Source organism: Paenibacillus sp. FSL H8-0317 (assembly GCF_045040685.1).
GTDB lineage: Bacteria > Bacillota > Bacilli > Paenibacillales > Paenibacillaceae > Paenibacillus.
This window is the reverse complement of sequence record NZ_CP150294.1, coordinates 2,904,136-2,929,357: the sequence shown is the minus strand read 5'-3', so window position 1 is coordinate 2,929,357 and position 25,222 is coordinate 2,904,136. Positions and strand designations below refer to the sequence as shown.

The window sequence follows — 25,222 nt, the reverse complement described above, 5'->3', positions numbered from 1 at the left end:
TTCATCAAGGCGATGTTGCCATCGCCCTAATGAAATCCCTGTTCTTTGTTGTCATACACATTTAGATGTGATCTCTACTCTACTTATTTCATCGCTTTGTAAGCTTCTGTACGTTCATCCAGGATTGCTTGACCACCGCTCGCCATGTAGTCCTTCATCATGCTGTCATACGTAGCTTCAAAATCAGCGGGTTTGGAAATGGTTGTTTTCACGAAAAACTCCATAAACTTGTCTTTCAAGCCGTTACCGTAACGTGCTTCTGCGTCAATCGGTTTGGAGAAACGTACCGGTTGAATGGTGTCCGTGTTAGAGATCGCTACCGACTTGCGCATATCATCCCGATACTTCGACTCTACCTGAACGACATAGGCCTCTTCATTTTTCTTGTCATCCCCAACGTATTTACCGTTCACGATAATGGCAATGTCACCGGAATTATAGATACGGCCTGCGATTTCAGGAGAAGCATCATCTTTGATCAGTGGTACCCCATCCACAAGTTCATAGTTCTCATTTTCAACACCGAATTGCAGGTCGAACAGGTTGTTGCCCGAAGCCATCCAATCCAGATACTTCATCGCGGCTTCCGCATTTTTGCTCGATTTCGGAATCATGACATACATTGCATTGGGTGCATACGCCGGTTTGGCGAATTTGCCTTCGGAGTTTTTGAATGCATCAATGGGTGTAATCACTGCACCCGGTTGATTGGTTTGCAGGTTTTTGTACGTACCAGAGATGTAAATCTCCCCCGCATCCTCAGTGTAGAATCCAACTTTCCCGTTAGATACATCCTCCCACAGCTTTTTCTTGTCTTTGTCGAGTCCAAAGTCCTTGCTCATTAATCCTTCATTATAAAGTGTGTTCATATATTTCAGGGCGTCCTTGAAACCAGGCAACAACGTTGGATAGTCATTGGAACCCAGTTGCTGCGTTAATGTATATTTCTGTTCTTCCGTCAGCGGTTCAATGAATGACCAGATGAGTGGTTCATATTGAGCCGAGGCAATGGACATCCCCATCGGAATAAGTCCTGTGCCAACCTTACCCGGATCTTTTTCCTTAAAGGCCTTCAGTGTTGTATGCAGCTCCTCAGCTGTCTCGGGTGAAGGCAATCCGAGCGCGTCCAGCCAGTCCTGACGAACATAGGATGCGTACTTGCCAAGTACTAGACGTTTACCTGGAACCGCGAACTGTTGTCCATCATATTGACCGTAGGCCAGCGTTTCATCTCCCAGGAACTTCTTCAGGTTAGGACCACTTTGATTGATCAGATCCGTAAGTTCGGTCAGACCTCCTTGCTCTGCATACCGGTTGAATGTTCCCGAATCGTAGGTAAAGACGATATCAGGTACTTCAGAGCCACTCGCCATCAGAACATTAAGCTTCTGTACTTCCTCCGAACGTGGTACTGGAACAAATTGAACGTCGATGTTGTTTGGATCGCCAAACTTCTCTTGAATGAAGCGAGTCAGATAACTGTCCGAAATGGTGTAGCCCGCCGGAGTATTTCCCCGATCGAAGATTTCTACTTTCAAAGTTGTTTTTTCCCCCGAACCCGACTCTCCAGATGAAGATGTTGATTCGCTTCCCGACGAACATGCAGATAATAATAGAGTGAATGCTGTTACCACTGCGAGGATTGAACTTGCCTTGCCTGCCTTACGTCTTTGAAATAATCTCATTTGACCTTCCCCTTTCGCACACTCTCTGAATGGATTCACATGATTGCCACTCCACTTTGTTCATCCAATTTCGTTGCACCTGTGAATGTCACTAATCATTACACATGATCTGATATTTAGACAATAAACTATTTTCAAAATGTAAAATTCACGATTTTTAAGTTAAATACCGCGGTATATAAACATATTTCCTGACAATATACAATTTTCACACCTTTAATGTTAACTATAATAACATAAAATGTTGTATTCTATTTGATTTCTCATACCCAATCTGGCATCCCCCAACTTGCAATAATCTTTTTTCCATTAAATATCTGTTCAAAAAATGAAAAAGAGACCACATCTTATGTGATCTCCTTGTTTAGCAACACGAGTAGAACGATTCGACGTATTAATTCCTTGGCGGAAGATTAAACTTCATTTGACCAAACAAAATATCGATGGCATTTCCCGCAAATTGATCGATAACATGTTCGCTGCTCGTGTCCGTATGTTCCAAAATCAATACATTATACTTCTCATCATAATGCATTCCGCCCAAAATAAATCGTACAGGAATGTTCTGAGCCGCTCCTGCCTTCGAAATGGCCTGGATAAGTTCGGATTCATGCCTTTGTTGACTTGTCGTGTAGGTACCAACAGGTATAGTTATCGTATATGACGAGTCATCTACATGAAATGTAAATGTGTTGTTGCTTGCTGTAATGGTAACCCGTTTACTGATATCTACCGATCCCCATACTTGCTGTCCGTGTTTGTACATCATCTTCACTCCTGCCCTATTAATCTATAAATTGTCATAATGCTAGTATAGGACATTTGTAAAATTCCTTAACGCACCAGCTAGACTGGCCTAAGATCATGGTTGAACAGCCAAAAAATCTCCTGCAAAGAACGACAAGGTTAAGGACCTTATTGCCTCATACAGGAGATTTCATGGATATCTCAATGATAATTGAATTTCACCCGATACTCGGATGTTCTAACACGTGCAATTCCGTTATTAATCTCCTTGTTTCCCACTCTGCTTGCGGTAGTCCCCTGGTGTCACGCCCATAATCCGTTTAAATACTCTGCCGAAAGAGATGGCATTGGCATAACCCACTTGCAGAGCAATATCCTGAACAGCCATATCGGATGCAGACAACAGACGGCAGGCCTTTTCGACCCTCAGTTTTACCAGAAAATCAACAAACTTCATCTCAAACTCTTCCTTGAACAGATAACTCGCATATTTGCCCGAGATCTGGAATCGATCACTCAAATGTTTCAGCGACAGATCCGGATCATCAAAATGCTCTTCAATATAGATCCGCAGCTCGTTGATCATCGCGCGATGACTTTTCGTTTCATTTACAGACACATAATTGCGATAAACCTCTTTAAGCCACTCCTGCAAAATCTCTTGAATCCCCTCCAGTGTCTCCACCTGCTGGATATCACTGCGAAGACGAGTCAGGATTTCCTCGGCAAATTGGCTTTGCAACCGCTCAGACAGCTCCCCGAATTCACGGGACAACATCTGGATTAACGCCTGCAGCAACATGCGAATATCGTTATCTGTAATCTGATCTTCGCTGAATGCAACAAACATCTGGTCCAGCTGCGTTCGCCAACCATCACCGGTTAGTCTGAATTCACGGACAAAGTCTGCGAGTATCTGCAAATACTTGTACGATTGCAGCTCAATACGATCCGGCAGTTGCTCACTGAGAACGATCGCATCTTTACCAAGCGTAAGTCTATGCTGCAAACCCGCATCTGCACTCGCATAGGAACGAGTAATCTCCTCCCAACCCGGTACGGTTCGTCCAATCCCGAACGTAAACCGTAGGCGAAAGTTTTCCGCAATCCACATATGCATCTGCTTAGCCAGATCCATAAGCAATTCACGGTCCAATCCTTCCTGCTCATCCGATGCAATCACCACAATAAGCCTGCGGTTCCCAAACCATTCAGCCCAACCGCCAAACTGGGTCTCATTCTGCACAAGTTCTTCCACTACGTTCATGAGCGCAATCTTCAGAATATTCTGATTGGTCGAGAGATCGTCACCATTCATCTCCGCAATGAGGACTGCAACACTCTTCGGTTCCATGAATCGTTCCTCTAGCGGTTGCAGATGGCGAAGTCGCTGACGGAACGAATCCATTCGCTCTCCTTCCATCAGATCAACAAGCAACTGTCTGCGATGAATCAGCAAGTTTTCATGATGTTGTTTCTCATAGTCAACCGTCTGAGCAATCAGATGTTCCAGCGCACGGTCGATGAGGGCCAGTTCATCTTTGACGGATGGAGTTGCTTCATCCTCCTCGGCACGTGGCTGTAACGCCTGAATCCGATTCATGATCAGCTGAATGGGGCGTGTATTTCTGCGAGTAATGTAGATTAGTCCAGCCACCGCACCAACAATCGTTAATAAACCAATACCGATCCACACATAAGAAACAAGGGATACCCATGAATACAGCTGTCCGGATTGAATACCACTCTCAAAGATCAGACCAAGCTTGTCCGCAGTCACACGATTAAGGATTTCACCTGCTGAAGGGTCCATTTGATGGGCGGTATAGATCAGATTGTCGCTTTTATCCCGAACCTGAAGAACAGATAACTTTTCATTGGTCATGTTATCAATCTGCCGTTCCACTGCATACATGCGGATGGTAATGACGAGTAGTCCTTCCCCGCCCCACGGTAAAGGAAGCCATTTATTCATGCTAATCACCTGTGAAGGTACGTCGAAGGAACGTTCCTTATAATCACGTGGCAAGTTCCAACCGAGGTTCTCGCGATCTTTCAAGGCTTGCTCAATATAGGCACGATCTTCGAAATCTTCCAAACGCATCATGCCTCTGGGCGTAAGAATCTGGGAATCGGACATACGATAGAGATAAATGGATTGAATCATATCCTGCTGATCCAGCATACGTCCCAGTCCACTTGCCGCATCATAGATGAACTGACTCGATAATTGTCCCTGTCCAGCTTCCAGAAAGCGACTATATGTCTTGTTTGCACCAATGTCTTCAAGCAACCGAAGTTCAATGTCACTTAGCGAGCGCTCCAGTGTATCCACGATATAGCGGGTGGAGATCATGTCGGCTTTTTGTGTTTCGTTACGTGAGAGTTCGTTGACAATCAGGAAGGAGAGAAAGATCAGAATGGAAATCGTAAGCAGAAAAATAGGAAAATACGAATACATCAACTTGGTGTGCCAATTCCGCCTCAGATTTACTTTCATAGGCTCCAACTCCTTCCATCTCTATTCTAATGAGTATGCTCTTCTCTGTTCTTTGGCCTGCCTGCTGACGATATACAGAATCACTGATCCTAGTGCCGCACTGATCGTGCAAGCCAGATACATCAGTGATGGACCGCCGAAATCGAGTAAATATCCGTTAAGCATATTACCAACAATTCCGCCCAGGCCAGCAAACACCATGTTAAATAAACTTTGTCCTGTGGCCTGCATTTCCCGTCCCGTAACCGATGCCACATATTCCACTGCTGCGATATAGAAAAATCCGAAGGATAACCCATGCAGCACCTGAACGCCAATCATGACCTCAGGCGATGGCCATAGCCATTGTATTCCCCAACGTAACATATACGCCCCCGCTGCAAGCAGCATCGTCCGTTCATGTCCCCATTTTCGGAGTATGAATGCCGCTGCCAACATGGATGGAACATTAGTAATTGACGCCAGCAACAGTGCTGTACCTGTCATGGTCACAGAACCGCCAGCCATCTGAAATGAAATAACAAAAAAGGAGTTAAACGCAGTGAGCGTTTGGTTAACCAGGAAACAACCTGTTAGAAATAGAAGGAATGTCCGGTTTCGGAGCAATCTTGCCAAACCTACGGAGAAGGTTACCGAGGACGAGGATATGCTCGTCTGCCGGGGAAGTGTACTTGCCAGTATAGCGCTCAGAATGTTAAACAGGAGAAATGGTAGCCATAACATGTGAATGGAAAACTGGGAGAGATACATCCCTGCGGCAAATCCCCCAACTCCCGTTCCTATGCTACCGAAGAGTCGGATCATGCCATATGAGGTGTTCGCGGCTCTCGCAGCTGTAACCGCATAGGAGTCAGCAACGGGTATTTGAGTCACTTGGAATATAGTGCATAAAGTATAAATCAATATTAATATAAAGTACACTTGAATATTGTAGAAATACGCTAACGATGCAGGAACAAGCAGGCTTATCACCAGTACGAACCGTGTCTTTTTAAACTTGTCTACCAGAATTCCCCATATAGGTTGAAGAATAATGGATACAAGTGTGCCAAACGCCATAATAAATCCGGTTTCTTTACTGGAAAACCCTTGTGCTACCAATATGGGATTAATGTACGGATTAAACATCCCCCCGGCAAGCCCCATAAACAGATATAGCCCCTGCAATTGGAGTAAAACACGTTTTGCATCATTGGAATCGGCTTTTGTTTTCTCTGTGTAAGCCTTCATATGTCTACTTCTCATCCGGATCTCCATCCTTTATGTCTGTAGTTGCTTATGTGCGTGTCAGACTCGACTTGATTGCAGCCAATGCCCCGATTGCTCCTGCTTTGTTCCCCAGTTCAGCTACAGCTAAAAGTGTAGGCAGAACAGTATAACGTTGGAGGCGTGTATGCACTTCATTTAGATAATAGGATGGGTTGGATGCAGCCACGCCACCACCGATCACTATAATGGAAGGATTGAGTAAAGCCGTAATATTCGCCAGACCTCTAGCCATATAACGCATGGGCAGTTCCAGAATTTCCAGGGCAGCAAGATCACCCGACTCGGCTGCTTTGAATACATGCCTGGCTTCAATCTGTTCCGCTTCCCCTCCTGCCAGACTCATGATCAGGGATAAGGAACTTCCCTTTCCAGCAGCAAAATAACGCCTCGCCTGTTCGGTAATTCCCGTACCTGAAGTCACTTGTTCAAATACGCCAAAGGAATCCGCATCCGCAACATAACCGGTATGAAGCCCTTCGTCTCCTGCAATGAAATGCCCAATCTCACCTGCTGCTCCATTCTGGCCGCTATAGAGCTGTCCATTCAGGATAAGAGCAGATCCAATGCCTGTTCCAACCGTGACCATTACACAGTGTTGATGTCCCTGTGCTGCCCCTTGATCATATTCTCCCATTGCGGCCATATTCACATCGTTATCCAACATGATGTTCCCGGTGTAATACTTAGCAATAATAGGACGAATATCTTGCTCAGGCCACTGAAAAGCTGGAGCATTTCGCAGTATTCCTTCCTCCTGCAGAATCACACCAGGGAATCCCAAACCTGCACCTGAAAGTTGATTCAGACTGCACCCCACCTCACGGCAGAACGTTTCCAGTTCAGCGAATAACCATCGGAAAAACACATCCGGCTGATCACTGGCAAGAGTAGGCAAGATTCGTTCATGAACTTCATTTCCAGCCTGTTGTGATGACAAGAGCATTAATGTTTTGGTGCCTCCAATGTCAATACCTGCAATCCAGCCGGATGGATCCCCTCCAACCGTACCATTCAGATTGGACTGATAATCATTACTTACGTTTTTTACGGATTCTGTCATGCCTTTCCCTCCTCACATGTTGTCTATCCAATCTCTTATTCCATGGCTTCCTGCTGAAGGTTCAGCATCGTTTGTTGTATGGCTACTTGTACCGCACCAGTGACAACAGCCTGCTCACCAAGCTTGGAACAGATTAACTGTGGTTGCACCGGGAATTGCTCAGAGATGATCTGCCTCAGTAAAGGCAATAACACATCACCGTTTCCTCCTACACCTCCGCCAAGCACAATGAGATCCGGAGCAAGCACAACGCTAATCTGACGCAGAGCGGAAGCAATCTTCTGGCTGTATTGTTGTAGAATCTCTACAGCCTCTACTTCTCCACTGCGTGCAGCTTCGAATAACTTCTCAGGTGTCAGGTGTCTGTGAAGAACATCCGCACCCGAATGAGCAGCCTCCAATAATAGTTCATCATGCTGATCTAGATCATCTTTTGCCAGTTGCATCAGACCATCAGCGGACAGCACTTCCTCCAGACGTCGGCCATCGTCCACCAACATCTCCGCGATCTCTCCAGTTAAGCCACCTAAACCTCGAAGCAGTTGGCCATGTACCATGATGCCAGCGCCCGTCCCTGTACCGATGGAGAAAAAAACAAACAAGGGATACCCTGCTGCTGCACCACTCCGATACTCCCCAAGCGCCGCAAGATTCACATCATTTTCCAGTATTACTTCACAGGGAAAAGCTCCTGACAACGACTCTAGAGAGAAAGCTTCTTCCAGACCCGCTAACGGGTCCACAATACGATTGATACGCCCTGAATCAGGCAGCACTACGCCTGGTATACCGAACCCGATGCACTGAATCTGATCCCAGTTCAGATGATTCTCATCAAGCAGTTCGTTCATATGGCTTCGAAGAAGCTCCAGCATTGTCGCTTCTGCTCGCTCATAAGCTCCTTGAACAACCATGGGATATGTTCGATAGGCAATGATCTCTCCATTCAGATCGGATAACGCAATCCGAATACGTGTTGCACCGATATCTATACCACAGACATAATAAGCCGTTTCATTGAAACGAATGAGGGTTGCTTTTCGACCCTGAGCGTTGTCAGCTCGCCCCATTTCCTTCACCAGATTACGGTCAATCAGATGTTCGACTGCCAAAGATACTGTTGGTTTACTAAGTCCGGTCTGACGGCTGATTTCCGCTCTCGACATGGTTCCCTGAGTTATAAGGGCATCCATAATGAGATTTTCATTCAGATTGCGGATATACTGCGGTGTGCCGGCCATATTATCGCCTCCTTTTATAGTTAGTTAGGCTTATTAACAAATTGATTAAATTCAATATATCATCGTGTTTGGTAGGTGTACAGCTTTTTGTCATTGCACTCTTTTACTAGAATGAATCACACCTCCACTTGTAACACAAAAGCCTAATAAAGGAATTATTATACAATAATAGACGTTTATACATTTCCGAAACAGTGCCACGCTCATAGAATACCTTATCACGATCAGGGAGGTTTTAATATGTACAGAAAGCATCATAAATGTCATCATCCAAGACCAAAATGTTTTTACAAAAAAATTACGAAAACTTGTGTTACCAAAGTTAAATATGTCCCTACAAAGTGTAAAAAACACTGTCATGTCACTGTTGAATATTGTGGAATCAAAAAAAGAAGACATTATTAATACTCTTTTGCCCTTCTCTATGGAGAAGGGTTCTTTCTTATTGAACTAGATTAATACCGGGTACCATTAACCTATCAAAAAAAGTTGCGGTGATATTCACCGCAACTTTTTTCTTCCTTATATACATATATTCATCAAGTTTTGGAGAGCTCAATAAATCCTTCACCGAAAACATCACGCACGTCATGAATGGTGATAAAAGCAATCTCATCTTCTGCTCGGACAATCTTCTTCAGCATAGAAACTTCCTGCTTGCTAATCACAATGTATAGAATTTCTTTCTTATTTTTTGTGTAATAGCCATGACCGGACAGGACGGTTACTCCGCGATCCATCTTCTCAATGACTTGCTTTGCGATTTCATCCTGTTTGGAAGAGATAATCATAACGGCTTTTTTCGGATTGAGCCCTTCAATAATGAACTCCATCGTTTTGGTTCCGACGAACAGCAAGACAATTGTACACATTAATCCTTGTGGTCCAATGATGAAGTATGAGGAGAAAGCCACAATCAGATCGAAGAACAGAAGTCCGTAACTGATATTCCAATCCAGATATTTGTTGGCAAGTCGGGCCAGGATCACTGTTCCCGCCGTTGTGCCTCCCACTCTAACAATCAAGCCAATACCAAGACCGGCAAATAATCCAGCAAAAATGGTATTGATCCAGAGTTCATCCGATGCAATCGTCCAACTCTCCGTCAGATGCAGGAACAACGAGTTAAATACCACTGCAATAATTGTATATACCGTAGTCGTTTTATCTAGAAACCGATATCCCACAATTAACAAAATACCGTTCAGGATCAAGTTCATCAGTCCAGGGGACCATTCAAACAGGTAATACAAAATAATCGTGATACCCGTGACGCCGCCTTCAGCCAAATCGTTCGGGATGACAAACAGGTTCACCGCCAGTGCAAACAGAAATGCACCTGCCATAATAAATAGGATATCCGTAATTCGTTTCTTCATTATGCATTCCATCCAATCCATCAGAAATCAACCTAATCGACCCGTCTCATAAGTTGTCATAACCACTCAAGGATAGATTTTACCATGCTCCCAACAAAATTTGTATACATAATACAAATTGTTGCGTAATTTGTGCAAAGGAATTAGTAAAACCTGCTCTTCTGTCTTCTGTAGAGCTATTGAGTATCATACACCCATGACAAATGTCATGGTCCATCATTGATATTCATCATTACAGAAGGCTGACGTTTATGACTTACTGTCATGTTCGGATTGTTTTACAATGATAAAAACGCTTCCCACAGGAAAGTCTAGCGGGAAACGCCAAGTTGTAGCTGATTACAGTTATAACGATTGAAGGAGGACACAATTTTATGAACAGATCAAAAGAAATGGCCTTAAAAAAAGAAGTTACCCCCTACGAAAAAAATGATCTCAGATTAAGTATCCGCCAGTTAATCAATACATTGCTCCCGCTCTTCTTGTTATGGGCTGCAGCTTACTTTAGCTTATCGGTTTCCTACTGGCTGACCTTCCCGATTGCCTTGGTGGCATCCGGATTTGTACTGCGGACCTTTATTATTTTCCATGACTGCTGTCATGGTTCATTCTTCAAGAGCAAACGCGCCAATGATATTCTCGGTACCATTACTGGTGTATTAACAGTTACACCCTATCAGCAGTGGAAAAACGAGCATTCTATCCATCACGCAACAAGCAGTAATCTTGACAAACGTGGTGTAGGTGATATCTGGGTTATGACGGTTGACGAATATAAAGCAGCTTCTCCTTGGGGTCGTCTCTTCTATCGGATTTATCGTAACCCGTTTGTATTGTTTTGTATCGGACCCATTTACGTGTTTCTGTTGGCTTACCGTTTTAACCGTAAAGGTGCTAGACGTAAAGAACGTATCAATACACATCTGACTACCGTATTGATCGTAGTGCTCTATGCATTCATGTCCTGGTTAGTCGGATGGCAGGCTTTTGTAATGGTGCAGGCACCTATCTTCTTCTTCTCCGGTTTCTTTGGGATCTGGCTGTTCTACGTTCAACATCAGTTCGAAGAGACGTATTTTGAACATGAAGATGAATGGAGTTATGTAAAAGCAGCTGTTGAAGGCAGTTCTTATTACAAATTGCCAAAATTATTGCAATGGATCAGTGGTAATATCGGGTTCCACCATGTGCATCACTTGAGCCCGCGTGTACCTAACTATTTCTTGGAAGAAGCACATAACGCAACACCACCTTTGCAAAAAGCAACAACTATTACACTACGTTCCAGTCTGGTTGCCCTGCGCTTCCGTCTGTGGGATGAAGATTCCAAACAGTTTATTAGCTTCAGACAGCTCAAAAACTTATCCCGCAAGCCGTATGTTCAACCGCCTATCCGAGTAACCAATCCAGCGGGTCTGACAGAGAAGCCTTAACTCTGTCGGATTCGTTTTCTTGTGTTCAAGCCATAGTCATGCTACAGTCATGCTAAAGTTGAGTACAAGTGCAAGGAGGAGAATTACATTCAAAAGTGGATGCAAAATTTTTATAAAAAAACAGGGTTGAACCTTTATGTATGGCTCGCCTTTTTCATCCTGCCATTCTATTTTATATCGCAATATTCTAAATTATGGACGATGGTAACCGGCATCATCATTATCCTCGTTTTCTTCGTTTGTTACCTGCTCGCTTTCATCACCAAGGGCTGGCAGGTGTACATGTGGATTGGAATGCTTATTGCCATATCCATTACGATGACGATCGCCTATGATTATGCGTATTTCTCATTGTTTCTTGCTTTTTTTATTGGGAATATTAAAAATAAAGCCGGATTCTTCACCCTCTACTCGGTGAACCTGGGAGCCAGTTTCGTAACCATTAATTACGGTTTCATTAATCAGAGTTCTCTGTTGGTGAGCCAACTCCCGTTTGTATTCATCAGCTTAATGGCCTCAATCCTGCTCCCAATCAGTACGTATAACAAAAACAAAACTGAACATTTGGAAGGCCAATTGGAGAATGCGAACAAGCGACTTGATGATCTCGTAAAAATGGAAGAACGCCAGCGTATCGCTCGTGATCTGCACGATACACTTGGACAGAAGCTCTCTCTGATCGGTCTGAAAACCGATCTGGCGAGACGGTTGCTCCGCAGTAATCCCGATCAGGCCGAGATTGAATTGAACGACCTCAGGCAAACGGCAAGTACAGCTCTGAAGGAAGTCCGGGAAATGGTCACCACCATGCGTGGTACACAATTGGTTGATGAACTGTTCCGGGCGGAGCAGATTCTGAAGGCCGCTTCGATTGAATTTGTGCTGGAAGGTAATCCGAAGTTACAGGATACGTCACAATTGAATGAAAATGTGCTCGGTATGTGCTTGAAAGAAGCTGTTACCAATGTCGTCAAACACAGTCAGGCAACAACCTGTACTATCATCATTAAAGAAACACTAGCGGATAATGTATTAACCGTTCAAGATAACGGTGTTGGAATAGAACGAACTCGCAAACAGGATCGGCGCGGAACAGGAATTTTGGGCATGAAGGAACGACTTGAATTTGTGAATGGTTGTCTGGATATTCGCTCTGCAACAGACATCCAGGGCACAGCGATCATTATTCATGTTCCGAAACTCGTTCGCAAACCGATAAAGGAGGCAGAATCATGATTAGAATTGTAATCGCGGAAGATCAGCGCATGATGCTCGGCGCCTTGTCTTCTCTCCTCAATCTGGAGGAAGATATGGAAGTCGTCGGACGTGCCAGCAACGGCCAGGAAGCCCTTGCCCTTGTCCAGGAGCTTGCACCAGACATCTGTCTGATGGATATAGAAATGCCCGTGAAAAGCGGCCTTGAAGCCGCAGAAGAACTCAAAGGAATGAGCTGTAAGGTCATTATCCTGACCACTTTTGCCCGGACCGGATATTTCGAACGTGCCCTAAAGGGTGGTGTCCGTGGTTACCTGCTCAAAGACAGTCCAATTGAAGAACTTGCCGAGTCGATCCGCCAAGTTATGAATGGCAGACGCATCTTCGCTCCGGACTTGGTAGATGAAGCTTATGTAGAAGAAAACCCTCTTACAGAAAGGGAGAATGCCGTACTAGGCCTCATGGCAGATGGGAAGAACACCAAGGAAATCGCCGGGCATCTGTTCATCACAACGGGCACGGTACGTAACTACATCTCCATTATTCTCAACAAGTTAAATGCCAGTAACCGAATTGAGGCCATCACTCGCTCCAAGGAAAAAGGGTGGTTCAAATGAAAGAACCGCTTTAACCCATTGAAACAAAAATAAGCATGTACCCCGACTGCATAAGCTGCGATAACATGCTCAAAATAAAAAGCTTGGCCCAGTAATTTCTTCCTGGTCCAAGCTTTTTTATGTGTATCGTAACAATCCAACACTCATCTCTTCTACATTGCAGAATATCCGTAAACACTCAAGATTTCACAGATACAGCCATGCCAAGAGCCTCTAGTGGCACTTGATCGGTCTTAAGCTGATGAGTTTGGTTACCGTCCTGCCATGAGATCGTTACATGAACAGACTTTCCACCACTTGGATATTCAACCTTGATATACCCTTTATCTTTAGGTACAGGCAAGGTATGTGACTCCAGGTACTCCACCATTTTCTTCGCTATGCCCGGATTATTCATTTCATCTTCGGAAACCGAACGAATTTCCAGCGTCCATCTACCTTCCTGCCAAGTCAGATATTGACTGCCTGCGGCACCTTCACTCATACCTTTGATGCCATGTCCCAGATCCACAGCCATATCTGCTGGAATATCTTTCAGGTCCTTCTCAGGGAAAATTTCTGGCTGATTCGGGTCCTTATAGGTCTTCACTTCATAGGAAGCCAGTACAGGTATCTTACTGTCGGATGCAGTTAAGGAGTGATCATTAATGGCAACAGACTGAGTGGTAGCGTAGAAGTTTACTTTAAATGCATCAGCAGTATTGGACAGTATTGCCGCACCCAAAGACGTACCCTTGTCCAATGTGAATGAAGTGGGTAACGCTGCATCCTTCATTTTCAACTGGTTGCGAACTTGCTTGATCACATCATTTACACCTGATTGACCAGTGGCAACCTGGTTGTCATTTGCCTTGGATCCTGATGTGTTTTCATTATCTGTTGTGCCCGTATTCTCTTTGGTTCCCGTTTCATTTTCATTAGAGAAATCAGCACCACCACTGCCGGTCTCGGTCTGCTCACCCACGGTTGTCGTTGGTGAAGAACTATTCTCTGATGATGCTGCATTTGAATCCGGTCCGCCACATCCTGCCAGAGCAAGTAAAACGGCTGTCGTTACTGGAATCGTGATCCATAATCGTTGTTTCTTCATGATGTGTACCTCCTTCGTTGTAACCAATCGAAAAATTAATAAGATTAACGCTTGTCATTCCAGAAGTTAACCGGCTGTACTTTTTTGCTTAATACTTCAAAATGATACCCTTCTGCCTTCAATGTTTTTAATACTTGCGGTAATACTTTCAGCGTCGCTTCCTGGTCGTGCATAAGCACAACTGGCGTTGTTCCGCTCTTTTGTACATTGTGGATCTGTTTCATTACACTGTTATAGACTTTCTGATGATCTTTCTGGTATTTCCAGTCTTCCGAATCCACATTCCAATCCCATAGATGGAATCCACCCTGACCCAGCAGTACATTACGGAATGCCGGTTTGAGATAAGGTTTACTACCATATGGCGTCCGCACGAGACTTGTTTTAACTCCAGCAACCTTGTTCAGACTTACATTGGCCTGTTGCATCTCTTTTAATCCGCTATATGCAGATTTATAGAATTTGCTTGGAACGTGAGTCACACCATGCAGACCCAATCCATGCCCGTCAGCTACGATTCGTTTGGTAGCCTTCTGAAATTTCTCCATCTGAGGACCCAGCATGAAAAACGTTGCCTTCGCATGATACTGATCCAGAATATCCAGTAACTGACCCGTATGAGCGGTTGGCCCATCATCAAACGTCAGGTATATGATTTTGGAATTTGCTTTGCTTGCTCCATCTTTGGATACAGCTGATTTGGCAGATACCGACTGCGGCAATAATAGTGGAATGATCAATAGAATTGCAAGTGTGACCATGATAGATTTACGAATATGTAGCATAATTTAAAGTCTCCCTTATGTGTTATATTTCCCCGGGTGTCCATGTTTTCTTACCTTCATCCCTTGGCGATTAATCCTAATACTATCAAAGATAGTGGCTCCTGTTCTCGCTCCAAAGGCTACGGTAGAGTTACACTTTTGTCAGATAAACCTAAAATTTAATACGAATTTGATAGATTTGCGCAAAATAAGATCCCGTCAGGATAGATCAATTGTGACATATCCTCTATTACCCACATTCAGAATTTTGATAGACCTTTACTCCAATTCAAGCAAATCAATATAATCATTACATATCGTTGCATGCAAAAAAGCCTGCACAAGTGCAGGCTTCTTTGTCTTCAATCAGCATATGGCATCAAACCATCATCCCTTGCAAGGAGATTGCCCCCATTGCTTTCAGGATCATTACCTCATGCTGTATGTAAATGGTGTTTTGACGCTGGAATCTTATCGACTCCCTACGTGCATTTATTCAGCAGGAGCAGTGAACGAACGTTTGCCAAACTCGGCATCCAGCATGTAGAAGGCATTGCTGTCTTTTTCAATGCGGCGCAGCTTCTGAATAATGTTGTCAAACAAAGCTTCCTCTTCAACCTGCTCATCAATGAACCATTTCAGGAAATACATCGTTGCATGTTCACGTTCATTCAGAGCGATGTCAGCCAGATTGTAGAATTTTTTCGTGTTTTGCTGTTCATGAGCATAACCATGCTCAAATACATCCAGCATCGAAGCATATTCATTCTTCGGTTCTGGCAAAGCCTCAAGTGTGGCACGTTGTCCACGATCATTCAGGAATTTGTATATTTTCATGCCATGGAATCGCTCTTCTTCCGCTTGCACGATGAAGAAGTTCGCAAATCCATCCAGACTTTTGCTGGAACAATAGGCTGCCATAGCCAGATATACATGAGCGGAATAAAACTCAAAATTCATCTGTTCATTTAAAGATTCTGTTAACGCTTGGCTCATAATCAAAACACCTCTTTCTTTCTCTAGGGATGGTTATATTCTAACATAACGTAAGCAGGACTTACACCGATTTTCTACAAAATTCGCCAATGACTGAACGAACAAAAAAGCTCTGCCGCGATGGCAGAGCTTCTTTCATTCTTAAGAGATATGCAATTATACCAAGAACGCTTTGGAGATGATAACCAACAGGATGAACAGAACCAGAATGGCACCTACAGAAGTGAAACCTCCGTATCCGTAGCCTCTTGTTTCTCCACCTAATACTTCGCTCATTGACCGTACCTCCTCTGCAACAGGTATGGGATATCTTATGCAGGAAGAACGACTTTGACAGGGCGGATGCCCTAATTATTCAATTTGCTGTTTTTTTCGTTCAGTACCGGGGAGATTGCACACGCATGATATCCAGAAAAGGCACCTTCGCCGTGAACTCTTCTTCGGTATACTCTACATGCACGAGTCGTGTACGGGAGTCCATTTTGACGATGACTCCTTGCACCTGATCTTCTTTGCCCCATACCGTCAACAGTACTTCCGAACGTTCCCGAAAGGCTTCAACCAGCTGGTTTCCCAACTCTTCAAGTTCAAACTCATCCCGTGTAGGTCTTTTTGCTACTTTTGCTTTTGCCAATGTGGCTGCCTCCTCTACTCCGACGTCCCGATTCCACGGGTTGATTGCCGAGTTCATATTCAATTAGTATACCATTCATTTACGTTCGTGTAATCTCATGGCATCCAGAATGAGCAAATTCCTCAGGCAAGTTACCGTTAACCGTGATACCTCCTATTCTTCTCCATACTCCACAATGATGCTGTACTCATTCGAACGGGTTTCGCCAGCCCGTTTTTGTCCATTCCATTCATACGTGTACCTGGCAATCAAGGCTCCTTGGAGCGTACCCGTCTTCTCAGAAGCTAACTTCGCTACATAGGAGATGTTCTTTTCCGTTCCAGGCTCAATCACACCCACATGCAGAACCCGTGGTGTGGAATACTCTGGTAAGCTCAATTGGATCTCACCCGTAGCTTGCCCAAGCCATCTGGCACCCTCAGGTAGAATACTCCCAAGTTGTACACGTGCCGGCAAATTGCCCGTATTCCCCACACGTACCTGAAAAGTGACCGTACCTCCCTGCTCGACCAAAGTGGGTGTCACTTGAACATAAGCCTGAATTATCGGCGCTTTTAATTCAACCACAGCTTCATTGGATGTAATCATCCGCTGCACTGACCGTGAATCCGGCAACCGAAATGTATACATCAGGCTAGCATGATTCACATACCTGTAGTCATCAGGCATCGATTCATCTCGATCTGGAAGTTTCGCTTCGAACTGAATATTCAGAACCGACCGTGCTGTCAACGCCCCCAGATTAAGCCCTTTAGCCAAATTGGATCCGGGACGTTTAACCCCATTCCAGCCCAGACTGCCTTCGATAAATGTCACACCTGTTGGCAGTACATCGAGGAGAGTTCCATCCACCGCATAACTGCTTGCATTGGAGACGGTAATATTATATTGGACGGCATCACCCAATGTGGCCGTTAGCGGGAGTACACTTTTCAGCACAGAGACCTGGGGCTGTATCACTTCCAGGGTAACCTGATTGGAGTAGACCGTTTCCTGCTGCCCTGCCGAGATATACGTCAGTGCAGCTACACTTGATATTCCGTTCGCATCGCTTCCCGCCATAACCTGAACCCGATATTGGATCCTAATTGAGCTTCCAGGCAAAATCTCTCCAAGTTGTATGCCCGTATCAGGCGTTACTTGTGGCGCAAACATTTCATCTACGATGACACTGGCAGGTATAAAAACAATACCTCGTGGCAAAGAAATCGTTACTTGGGCATTCGTAGCTGCAATAAAACCCGGATTGCTCACGATGACGGTGTACATGACAATATCCCCTGAGAAGGTATAAATGCGATCCGCCTGCAAGGATATCTCCAGCCGGGATGAGACCAGATTGACCTCCACGATATTGGATTGTTCCATACCCGTAACCGTTCTGCCTTCCGGTGTCAAAAACTCATAGTTAACCTGTGCCTGATTCAGCAGCTTCAGTGCCTCAGGTAAACGCAAGATTACAACTTGGAAGTGGTATCGCAACGTGGCTCCCGGCGCGATTTCAGCTGGAGGCAATCCTCTCTCCGGTGATGCTCCCGGTAATGGAATACCATCACGCAATACACTGTTGGGAAGCAGTGCCGTCTCTGCAGATAGCTGATCCAATAGGTGCACTAGGGCCGTAAGATTTCCGGTGTTAACAATTTCAACAAGGTAGATAAGAGACTGCCCCAAGGCAGCCTCTGTGACATTGCAGACTTTTCTGACTTCAAGCCTGGGGCCGATCCACGGTGTTACAACTGTATTCGAATAGGATACCTGTTCCAGTTCAGTCGCACCCGAGCTGAATCGAACCAGGGACTGATTCTTTAGCCAATGGGACAACGGACCGGAAGATTGGCTCATATCACCACAACCTCTACTCTGAATGTAACCGTAACGGAAGCACCCGCAGCAATCGAACCAAGCGTGATGCCTGTATTCGGATTGCCTGTTGGTCTTGGCACACCATCCACCGTAACACTTCCTGGCACAAATACTGTACCGACAGGTACCGGGTCAACCATGACCACATTATTCACCACTTCAATGCCGCTATTGGTTACTACAACCGTATAGGTGATTACATCACCAACAACTGCATCAATGGCACTTGTGCTTTTGGCAACAACAACATTTGGTGCAGATACAGGGATAACCAGAACATTCGAAGATACGGTCCCCGTCAACAGACGGCCATCTGGTGGGCTAAATGTATAGTTGGCCACCGCCTGGTTAACCAGTTGCTGATCCTGCGGTAACGAATCTACAGTCACTTCGAGGGTAACCGTTACAGTAACCGTACCTCCGGACGGTATAGTACCCACAACGATGCCCGTCTCCGGATTGGCACCTGGCTGTGGAACACCATCAATCAGAACACTGTTGGGAAGCAGCACCGCTCCGTTCGGTATACTGTCGATTAATGTCAAATTAGCAGCAAGATTCCCACTATTAATAATGGCAAAAGAATACGTGATGGTGTCACCAATCGTTGCATTGGAAGTGCTCCCTGTTTTGGTTAAGTCAATAATCGGCTGATAGATTGGTGTTACAACCGTATTGGAATACGCTGCTCCCGAGAAAACACCCGATGTGAAACTTACGGAAGACTGACTGCTTACTTCCGGTGGTGTTGGCAGTGTATTGACCCGCACTGCATACGATACCGCTATCGATGCTCCAGGGGCTAAACTACCAAGGGCTATGCCCAGCGCAGGGTTGGCCAAGGCACGTGGGACGCCGTCCACCAGAACACTGCCTGTAACAAATGTGGTGGCTGGGTTAATCGGATCGGTGATCACAATGTTGTTTACCGGGTCAATTCCTTCATTGGTCACAACCATTTCATATACAATCGTGTCGCCTACCACGGCATCAACTACCGAAGCCGTCTTGACTACACTCACATTCGGAGCAGATACTTGAATGTTGAGTGCGTTGGACGTAATCGTGCCTCCAAGTGTTCTTCCATCAGGTAAGGTATACGAAAATGTCGCAGAAGCCTGATTGGTAATGGACTGGCTCAAAGGTAACGTCACAATCACCACGGAGAAGGTAACTAGAGTTGTTGTGGAAACGACACCAAGCGGAATACCCGAAGCTGGATCTGCACCTGGCGCAGAAGCCCCGTTAATAATAACGCTATTTGGAACAAGCTCTGTTCCTGCCGGAATGGTATCCGTTAAAGTGACAGATGCCCCATAGTTCCCGGTATTGGAAATGGCGATGCTGTACACAACGGTATCCCCCACTGTGGCTACTGTCTGATCTCCCGTTTTGACTGCAGCCAGAATAGGTTGATAGACCGGAGTTGTAACTGTGTTGGAAAATGTGGTCGCTGAGAAAGCCCCTGATGTAAAGCTGACCGTGGACTGATTGTTTAACACTGCACTCGCCGGGAGCGCCGTAACCTGCACACTAAATACAACGGTTACCGTAACGCCAGGTGCGATGGAACCCAGTGTTATTCCCGTAGAAGGATTGGCTCCAGGGCGCAGAACACCATCGACAAACACGCCGGTTGGCGCAAGAACGGTACTTGTCGGCACTGCATCCGTGAAAACCACATTGTTCACCGTTGCGATTCCGTTATTGGTTACCGCGATGCTATACGTTACGACATCACCAACAGATACCGCCGTCGAAGTTGTTGATTTGACGACATCGACATCTGGTGCCGATACAGTAATAGTCAGCACATTGGATAGAACAGACTCCGTGATGTTCCGCCCATCCGGCAATGTATATGATAGAGCTACCGTAGCCTGATTCACCAGTTGTTGCGGACTTGGCAGCGTATCAACAACCACTGAAAAGGTAATGGTGGTCGTAGCTCCGGGAGCCACATTGCCTGCGGGGATGCCCGTTGCCGGATTTCCTGCTGGCAGTGGTTGACCGTTCACAATAACGCTATTTGGAACAAGGATGGTTCCGGCTGGAAGGTTATCTGTCAGGTTAATCTGGGCTCCATAGTTTCCCTGATTGCTCACGGTTATCGTGTAGCTGACCGTATCCCCAACGGTAGCATTTTGTGTACTGGCTGTTTTTTGTGCTAAAAGAATAGGCTGGTACACCGGAGTGACCACGGTATTAGAGAATGTTGTGCTTGAGAACGTACCTGAGGTAAAACTGACCGTAGAGCGATTGCTCAACTGATCACTTGGCGGGATCACGTCGACACGGATACTGAACGTGACCGTCGCGGACGTTCCGGGCCCCAATGTCCCAAGGGATACTCCACCTGCCGGATTGGCTCCAGGTTGCGCAACCCCATTCACTGTGACACTCCCTGTAACAAAGGAGGCTCCGGCTGGAATCGGGTCCGAAAACTGAATATTGTTCACCGGTGCAATTCCGCTGTTGGTCACCAGAATGGAATAGGTCACCGTATCGCCTACAGTTGCCGCAGTGGAAGCTGTGCTTTTGACAACAGCGACGTTTGGTGACGAGACCGGGAACGTGAGTGTATTCGATGTGGCTGAGCCAGTTAACGTCCGCCCATCTGGGGGTGTAAATGTAAAGGATGATGTAGCAAAATTGCTAAGTTGCTGCGGAGATGGAAGTGAATCCACAACAACGGCAAACGTGACAACAGCCGTCGCCCCCGCTGCTACAATGCCTACTGGAATACCTGTTCCTGGTGTTACTCCCGGCTCTGGCACACCGGATACAACCACACTGTTGGGTACAAAAGTAGTCGCAGAAGGAATGTTGTCTGTGAGAGTAACATTTGCTTCCAGATTGCCAGCATTGCTGACCGTTACCGTGTATACAACTGTATCACCTACAGTTGCATTTACGGTATTTGCTGTTTTGACAAGTGAAATCTGCGGTTGTATGACCGGAGTCTGAGTGGTATTGGACGATGATGACCCTGAAAATGAACCGGATGTGAAGCTGACCGTCGACTGATTGTTAATCTGCGAAGGAATCGGCATGGTAATCGTCACCTCAAAAGTTACGGTAACCTCGGCTCCTGGAGCCAACGTACCGATTGGAATGCCGGCGGTCGGATTGGAGAGCGGGAACGAAGTCCCGTTCACAATGACACTTCCGGGTACAAATGGGGTATTCGAAGGAAGAGGATTGACATATACCACATTATTAACAGCTACTGTGCCGTTATTACGAATAACAGATGTGTATCGAATGACATCCCCGACTACGCCGTACTCTACATTGTCACTGTTAACAATCGTAACATTGGGCAGAGACACTGGAATAGTGATGGTGTTTGATGACGAGAGACCGGCAACCGTTCTCCCACTTGGAAGCGTGTAGGCAAATGAAGCAACCGCCTGATTAATTAACTGCCTTGCATCTGGCAAACTGGTAACCGTCGCAACAAAGGTGACCGTTGCACCTGAACCCGCAGCAATCTCCTCTAGACTGATTCCCGACTCCGGGCCGACCCCAGGTGTAGGTACGCCATTAATAATGACACTATTTGTGCTGAATACTGCTCCAGCTGGAATGGGATCTGTCAAGGTAACCGTTGCAGCTATATTACCTGTATTGTTAATTTGGATGGTGTAATTAAACGTATCGCCGACCGTCAAACTTGTTGTACTTGCTAACTTCACCACTTGGATCACTGGCAGAAATATGGGGGTATTTACTGATATGGAAGAAGAAACACCATTAAAACTGCCTGATGTAAATGCTGCATTGGCCCGGTTACTAACCAAACCCGTGGATGGAACAGAACTCACTCGGGTCTGATAGGTCACAGTTACACTGCTTGAGCTATTTAATGTACCCACTGCGATTCCCGCAACGGGACTTGCGGTGGTAACAGCAGATCCATTAATCGTGACACTACCCGGGACAAATTCAGAGCCGGATGGTGCATCCGAAATCACCAGATTTTGTACTGCACTAATTCCTGCGTTTGTTGCAACAACGGTATACGTAAGCACATCTCCTACTGTCGCATCCGGTGTGTTTACTGTTTTACTAATAGAAACATTGGGAGCCGATGCAGGTATACGAACGATATTGGATAAGCTGCTGCCGGAGAGATTCCGTCCACTTGGAAGCTGGTACGTATAACTTGCAGTCCCTTGATTCTCCAGTGTTGGGGGAGTCGGAAGTGTGGTGAGTGTAACGCGAAACACCACCGTAGCTGTAACTCCCGGCAGGAGGCTGCCCAGTGTTATTCCGGTTAACGGGCTGGCTCCAGGACGTGCAGTACCATTCACGGTTACCGAATCCGGGACAAACGTCAGCCCCGCTGGAATGGTATCGGTCACATTCACTTGAGTCGTTATGTTTCCACTGTTCGTGACCGCAAGTGTGTATGCAATCTGATCCCCCAGTGTCGCATTGGTTTGGCTTGCCGACTTGTTGATACCGACAACGGCTTGGTAGACAGGGGTTGTAATGGTATTGGAGTTGGAAATGCCCGTGAACGAACCAGAGCTATAGGACACTACCGCTCGATTGACTAATGAACCTGAAGCAGGCAGAGACTGCACATTCACTTGAAATGTCACCGTTGCAGAACTTCCTGCATCCAATGTCCCAATAGAGATGCCACTGCTCGGATTCGCAGACGGTACGACAGTTCCCCTTACGGTTGCACTGCCGGAAACAAATGTTGCTCCGGTAGGGAGCGCATCTGTAAGTACCACATTGTTAATCACCTGAATACCGCTGTTGGTAGTAACTACGGTGTACGTGAAGGTCTCCCCGACAGCAACATCGGTAACGGATGCTGATTTTACCGTGGTCACATTGGGCAATGTTACCGGGATTGTTAAGGTATTCGAGGCGATGTTTCCCGTGACCGTCCGACCATCAGGTGAATTGAAGGAATAAGAAGCCGTCGCCTGATCCACAAGAGTCGGCGGTGTCGGCAAGCTTGTTACAAGTACCTGAAACGTCACCGTATTGGTACTTCCTGCCGCCAGGCTACCCAGATTAACCCCGGTAACCGGATTGGCGCCAGCAATCACATTTCCATTCAGACGAAAGCTACCTGCTACATATGAGCTGCCACTTGGAATGTTATCCCTCAATGTAACGTTGGCCGCAACATTCCCTCCGTTGTTCACCTGGAGTGTATAGGTTACCTGGTCACCCACCGTGGCATTGGTGGTACTCGCCGATTTCACAATGGACAGGTTTGGCGAATAAACAGTAAGGGTGGAGTTATTGGACGGAATAACTCCGGTTATGACCGGCCCCCCTGCTACACTTTGAAATGTAAAGGCTGCATTGGCCGAATTCACCAGTTGCAGGATACTTGCATCCTGACCGATGCGTGCTCGATAGGTTACAACGACACTGCTGGATAAAGTTAACGAACCCAGTGGAATGCCTGCCGTCACATCAAGTGTTGGACGGGATATACCTGCAACCGTGACACTGCCTGGAATAAAGGTAAGACCTGCAGGAAGTGAATCGGATAAAACAACACTGGCCGCACTCGCAGTGCCTGCATTGGTAACGGTAACCGAATATAGAATACTATCCCCGGCAACTGCACCGGCGGCGACCGTTGCCTTAGCCAATGTGATCTTGGGCGCATTAATATCAACTTGAATCGCATTGGCGTTGACAATGTAGGCATCCCCCGAGGTCGTTAATGTCAACACCGCAGATGACTGGTTATTGATCAGTCTTGCTGAAACATCCACATTGGTAATATCCCAGCCTTGGCGTCCGCCGATAATATTGGTACCTGGAGCTCCGTTAATCTGATTTCGTGTCCCAAACGTTCCTGTTGTATTAAGCGCTCCGGTATCTCCGTTAATCTGAGAAGCAAAAAAGTTCGCAGCTAGATTATTGGGCCCGGACAAGGCAACCGAAGTTGCCGAGGTTGGTCCGAATAATGCTTGATCGCCTGTTCGATTCGCATCACCTTCCTGCGCACTGAACAGAATTCTTCCTCCCAATGCACCAGAAAGGGGCGTGGCAAATCCAGTCAGTGTGGTAACGACAGGTGGAGAGCTAGCTTGAACCAGTACCCCACCTGCACGAAGGGACATGTTTCGGAAGGGCAGGTTCGGATTCTGATAGATAACCCCAAGTGTCCAACCTGCATGATTGGCCGTGGAATCATTATTAATAACAATAGTCCCTACCACGGCTCCCGTAATGTATGTACCTGCCCCACCATTCTGAACCAATGTCGTTACATTGGCGGAACGTACATAGCCAGCAGCACCGCCCCCAAGATCGAATTGATTGTAGGTAAGTGGATCGGGGGTAACACTGGAAGTCCCTGCGGGTGTGATAAACGTAACCGGATTGTTGATGGCAGCACTCAGATTGACTGTACCATTGATGTAACTGCCGCCCCAGATCAATTCTGCATACAGAACGGTACTTCCAGCAGGCAGTGTAAGAATGGCTGCTGAACTGTTGCTCTGATACAGGCTTGTCGTTCCCAATGGATAGGTGCCGTACTGGAGGCTGGTGTTGGTTGTGGTAAAACCTCCAATACTGTCCTGTGTTCCGGGTACCCCTGCTGTTTCCGAACGACTCAGTCCAAGCGTATTTCCTGTAAATGTAATTGCTCCCGTAGCATTAACGGTTGAACGAACGACAAGAGGAATGAAGACCACCTCCCCTTCATCAATGATTTCCTACATATGGATCGGAGCC

At 46.0% G+C, this 25,222-nt stretch carries 17 protein-coding genes; 3 read left to right on the top strand and 14 right to left on the bottom strand.

Translation table 11 applies throughout. The features are described 5' to 3' along the window. Positions 1–83: 83 nt before the first annotated feature. From MHB43_RS13765 to MHB43_RS13735, 7 genes are all read right to left on the bottom strand, one after another. Complete coding sequence (locus tag MHB43_RS13765) at positions 84–1,685, bottom strand: extracellular solute-binding protein (protein ID WP_210107936.1); 1,602 nt, start codon at positions 1,683–1,685, stop codon at positions 84–86. 394 nt (positions 1,686–2,079) lie between these two features. Next, a complete protein-coding gene (locus MHB43_RS13760) occupies positions 2,080–2,454 on the bottom strand; it encodes a hypothetical protein (RefSeq protein WP_405132138.1) in 375 nt (124 codons plus the stop codon). 237 nt (positions 2,455–2,691) lie between these two features. Beyond that, the gene (locus MHB43_RS13755) at positions 2,692–4,932 is read right to left on the bottom strand and encodes a helix-turn-helix domain-containing protein (protein ID WP_405132137.1); all 2,241 of its coding nucleotides are present in this window, start codon (positions 4,930–4,932) and stop codon (positions 2,692–2,694) included. 21 nt (positions 4,933–4,953) lie between these two features. Then, a complete protein-coding gene (locus MHB43_RS13750; protein ID WP_405132136.1) occupies positions 4,954–6,177 on the bottom strand; it encodes an MFS transporter in 1,224 nt (407 codons plus the stop codon). 31 nt (positions 6,178–6,208) lie between these two features. Beyond that, positions 6,209–7,261, bottom strand: coding sequence for an ROK family protein (locus MHB43_RS13745; protein ID WP_405132135.1), 1,053 nt, complete (start codon positions 7,259–7,261; stop codon positions 6,209–6,211). A gap of 35 nt (positions 7,262–7,296) precedes the next feature. Next, positions 7,297–8,502 carry an ROK family transcriptional regulator gene (locus MHB43_RS13740; protein WP_405132134.1) on the bottom strand — a complete coding sequence of 402 codons (1,206 nt, stop codon included), beginning with the start codon at positions 8,500–8,502 and terminating at the stop codon, positions 7,297–7,299. Between the two features lie 539 nt (positions 8,503–9,041). Further along, positions 9,042–9,881, bottom strand: a complete 840-nt coding sequence (locus MHB43_RS13735) for a YitT family protein (RefSeq protein ID WP_017688839.1) — start codon at positions 9,879–9,881, stop codon at positions 9,042–9,044. Positions 9,882–10,255: 374 nt separating this feature from the next. On the opposite strand from MHB43_RS13735, the gene MHB43_RS13730 reads away from it, so the two are divergent. The 3 genes from MHB43_RS13730 (at position 10,256) to MHB43_RS13720 (ending at position 13,146) form a co-directional block, all read left to right on the top strand. Further along, positions 10,256–11,314 carry a fatty acid desaturase gene (locus MHB43_RS13730; protein ID WP_091016855.1) on the top strand — a complete coding sequence of 353 codons (1,059 nt, stop codon included), beginning with the start codon at positions 10,256–10,258 and terminating at the stop codon, positions 11,312–11,314. An 87-nt stretch (positions 11,315–11,401) separates the two neighbouring features. Next, positions 11,402–12,550, top strand: coding sequence for a sensor histidine kinase (locus MHB43_RS13725; protein WP_339308679.1), 1,149 nt, complete (start codon positions 11,402–11,404; stop codon positions 12,548–12,550). Beyond that, positions 12,547–13,146, top strand: a complete 600-nt coding sequence (locus MHB43_RS13720) for a response regulator transcription factor (RefSeq protein WP_036608692.1) — start codon at positions 12,547–12,549, stop codon at positions 13,144–13,146. Before MHB43_RS13725 ends, MHB43_RS13720 begins: the two co-directional genes overlap by 4 nt. A gap of 178 nt (positions 13,147–13,324) precedes the next feature. Here the strand turns inward: MHB43_RS13720 and MHB43_RS13715 are convergent, their stop codons facing one another. From MHB43_RS13715 to MHB43_RS13685, 7 genes are all read right to left on the bottom strand, one after another. Continuing rightward, complete coding sequence (locus MHB43_RS13715) at positions 13,325–14,236, bottom strand: hypothetical protein (RefSeq protein ID WP_405132133.1); 912 nt, start codon at positions 14,234–14,236, stop codon at positions 13,325–13,327. 44 nt (positions 14,237–14,280) lie between these two features. Next, entirely contained in the window at positions 14,281–15,021 is a 741-nt protein-coding gene (locus MHB43_RS13710) for a polysaccharide deacetylase family protein (protein ID WP_405132132.1), read from the bottom strand. A 471-nt stretch (positions 15,022–15,492) separates the two neighbouring features. Continuing rightward, positions 15,493–15,996, bottom strand: coding sequence for a ferritin (locus tag MHB43_RS13705; protein ID WP_221824880.1), 504 nt, complete (start codon positions 15,994–15,996; stop codon positions 15,493–15,495). A 156-nt stretch (positions 15,997–16,152) separates the two neighbouring features. Further along, positions 16,153–16,272 (bottom strand): hypothetical protein, encoded by a 120-nt coding sequence (locus MHB43_RS13700; protein ID WP_017688846.1) that lies wholly within the window; start codon positions 16,270–16,272, stop codon positions 16,153–16,155. Between the two features lie 100 nt (positions 16,273–16,372). Then, positions 16,373–16,630 carry a YolD-like family protein gene (locus MHB43_RS13695; RefSeq protein ID WP_036608707.1) on the bottom strand — a complete coding sequence of 86 codons (258 nt, stop codon included), beginning with the start codon at positions 16,628–16,630 and terminating at the stop codon, positions 16,373–16,375. 153 nt (positions 16,631–16,783) lie between these two features. Beyond that, positions 16,784–18,475, bottom strand: a complete 1,692-nt coding sequence (locus tag MHB43_RS13690) for a hypothetical protein (RefSeq protein WP_405132131.1) — start codon at positions 18,473–18,475, stop codon at positions 16,784–16,786. After that, the gene (locus MHB43_RS13685; RefSeq protein ID WP_405132130.1) at positions 18,472–25,182 is read right to left on the bottom strand and encodes a hypothetical protein; all 6,711 of its coding nucleotides are present in this window, start codon (positions 25,180–25,182) and stop codon (positions 18,472–18,474) included. Before MHB43_RS13685 ends, MHB43_RS13690 begins: the two co-directional genes overlap by 4 nt. Positions 25,183–25,222: the final 40 nt, after the last annotated feature.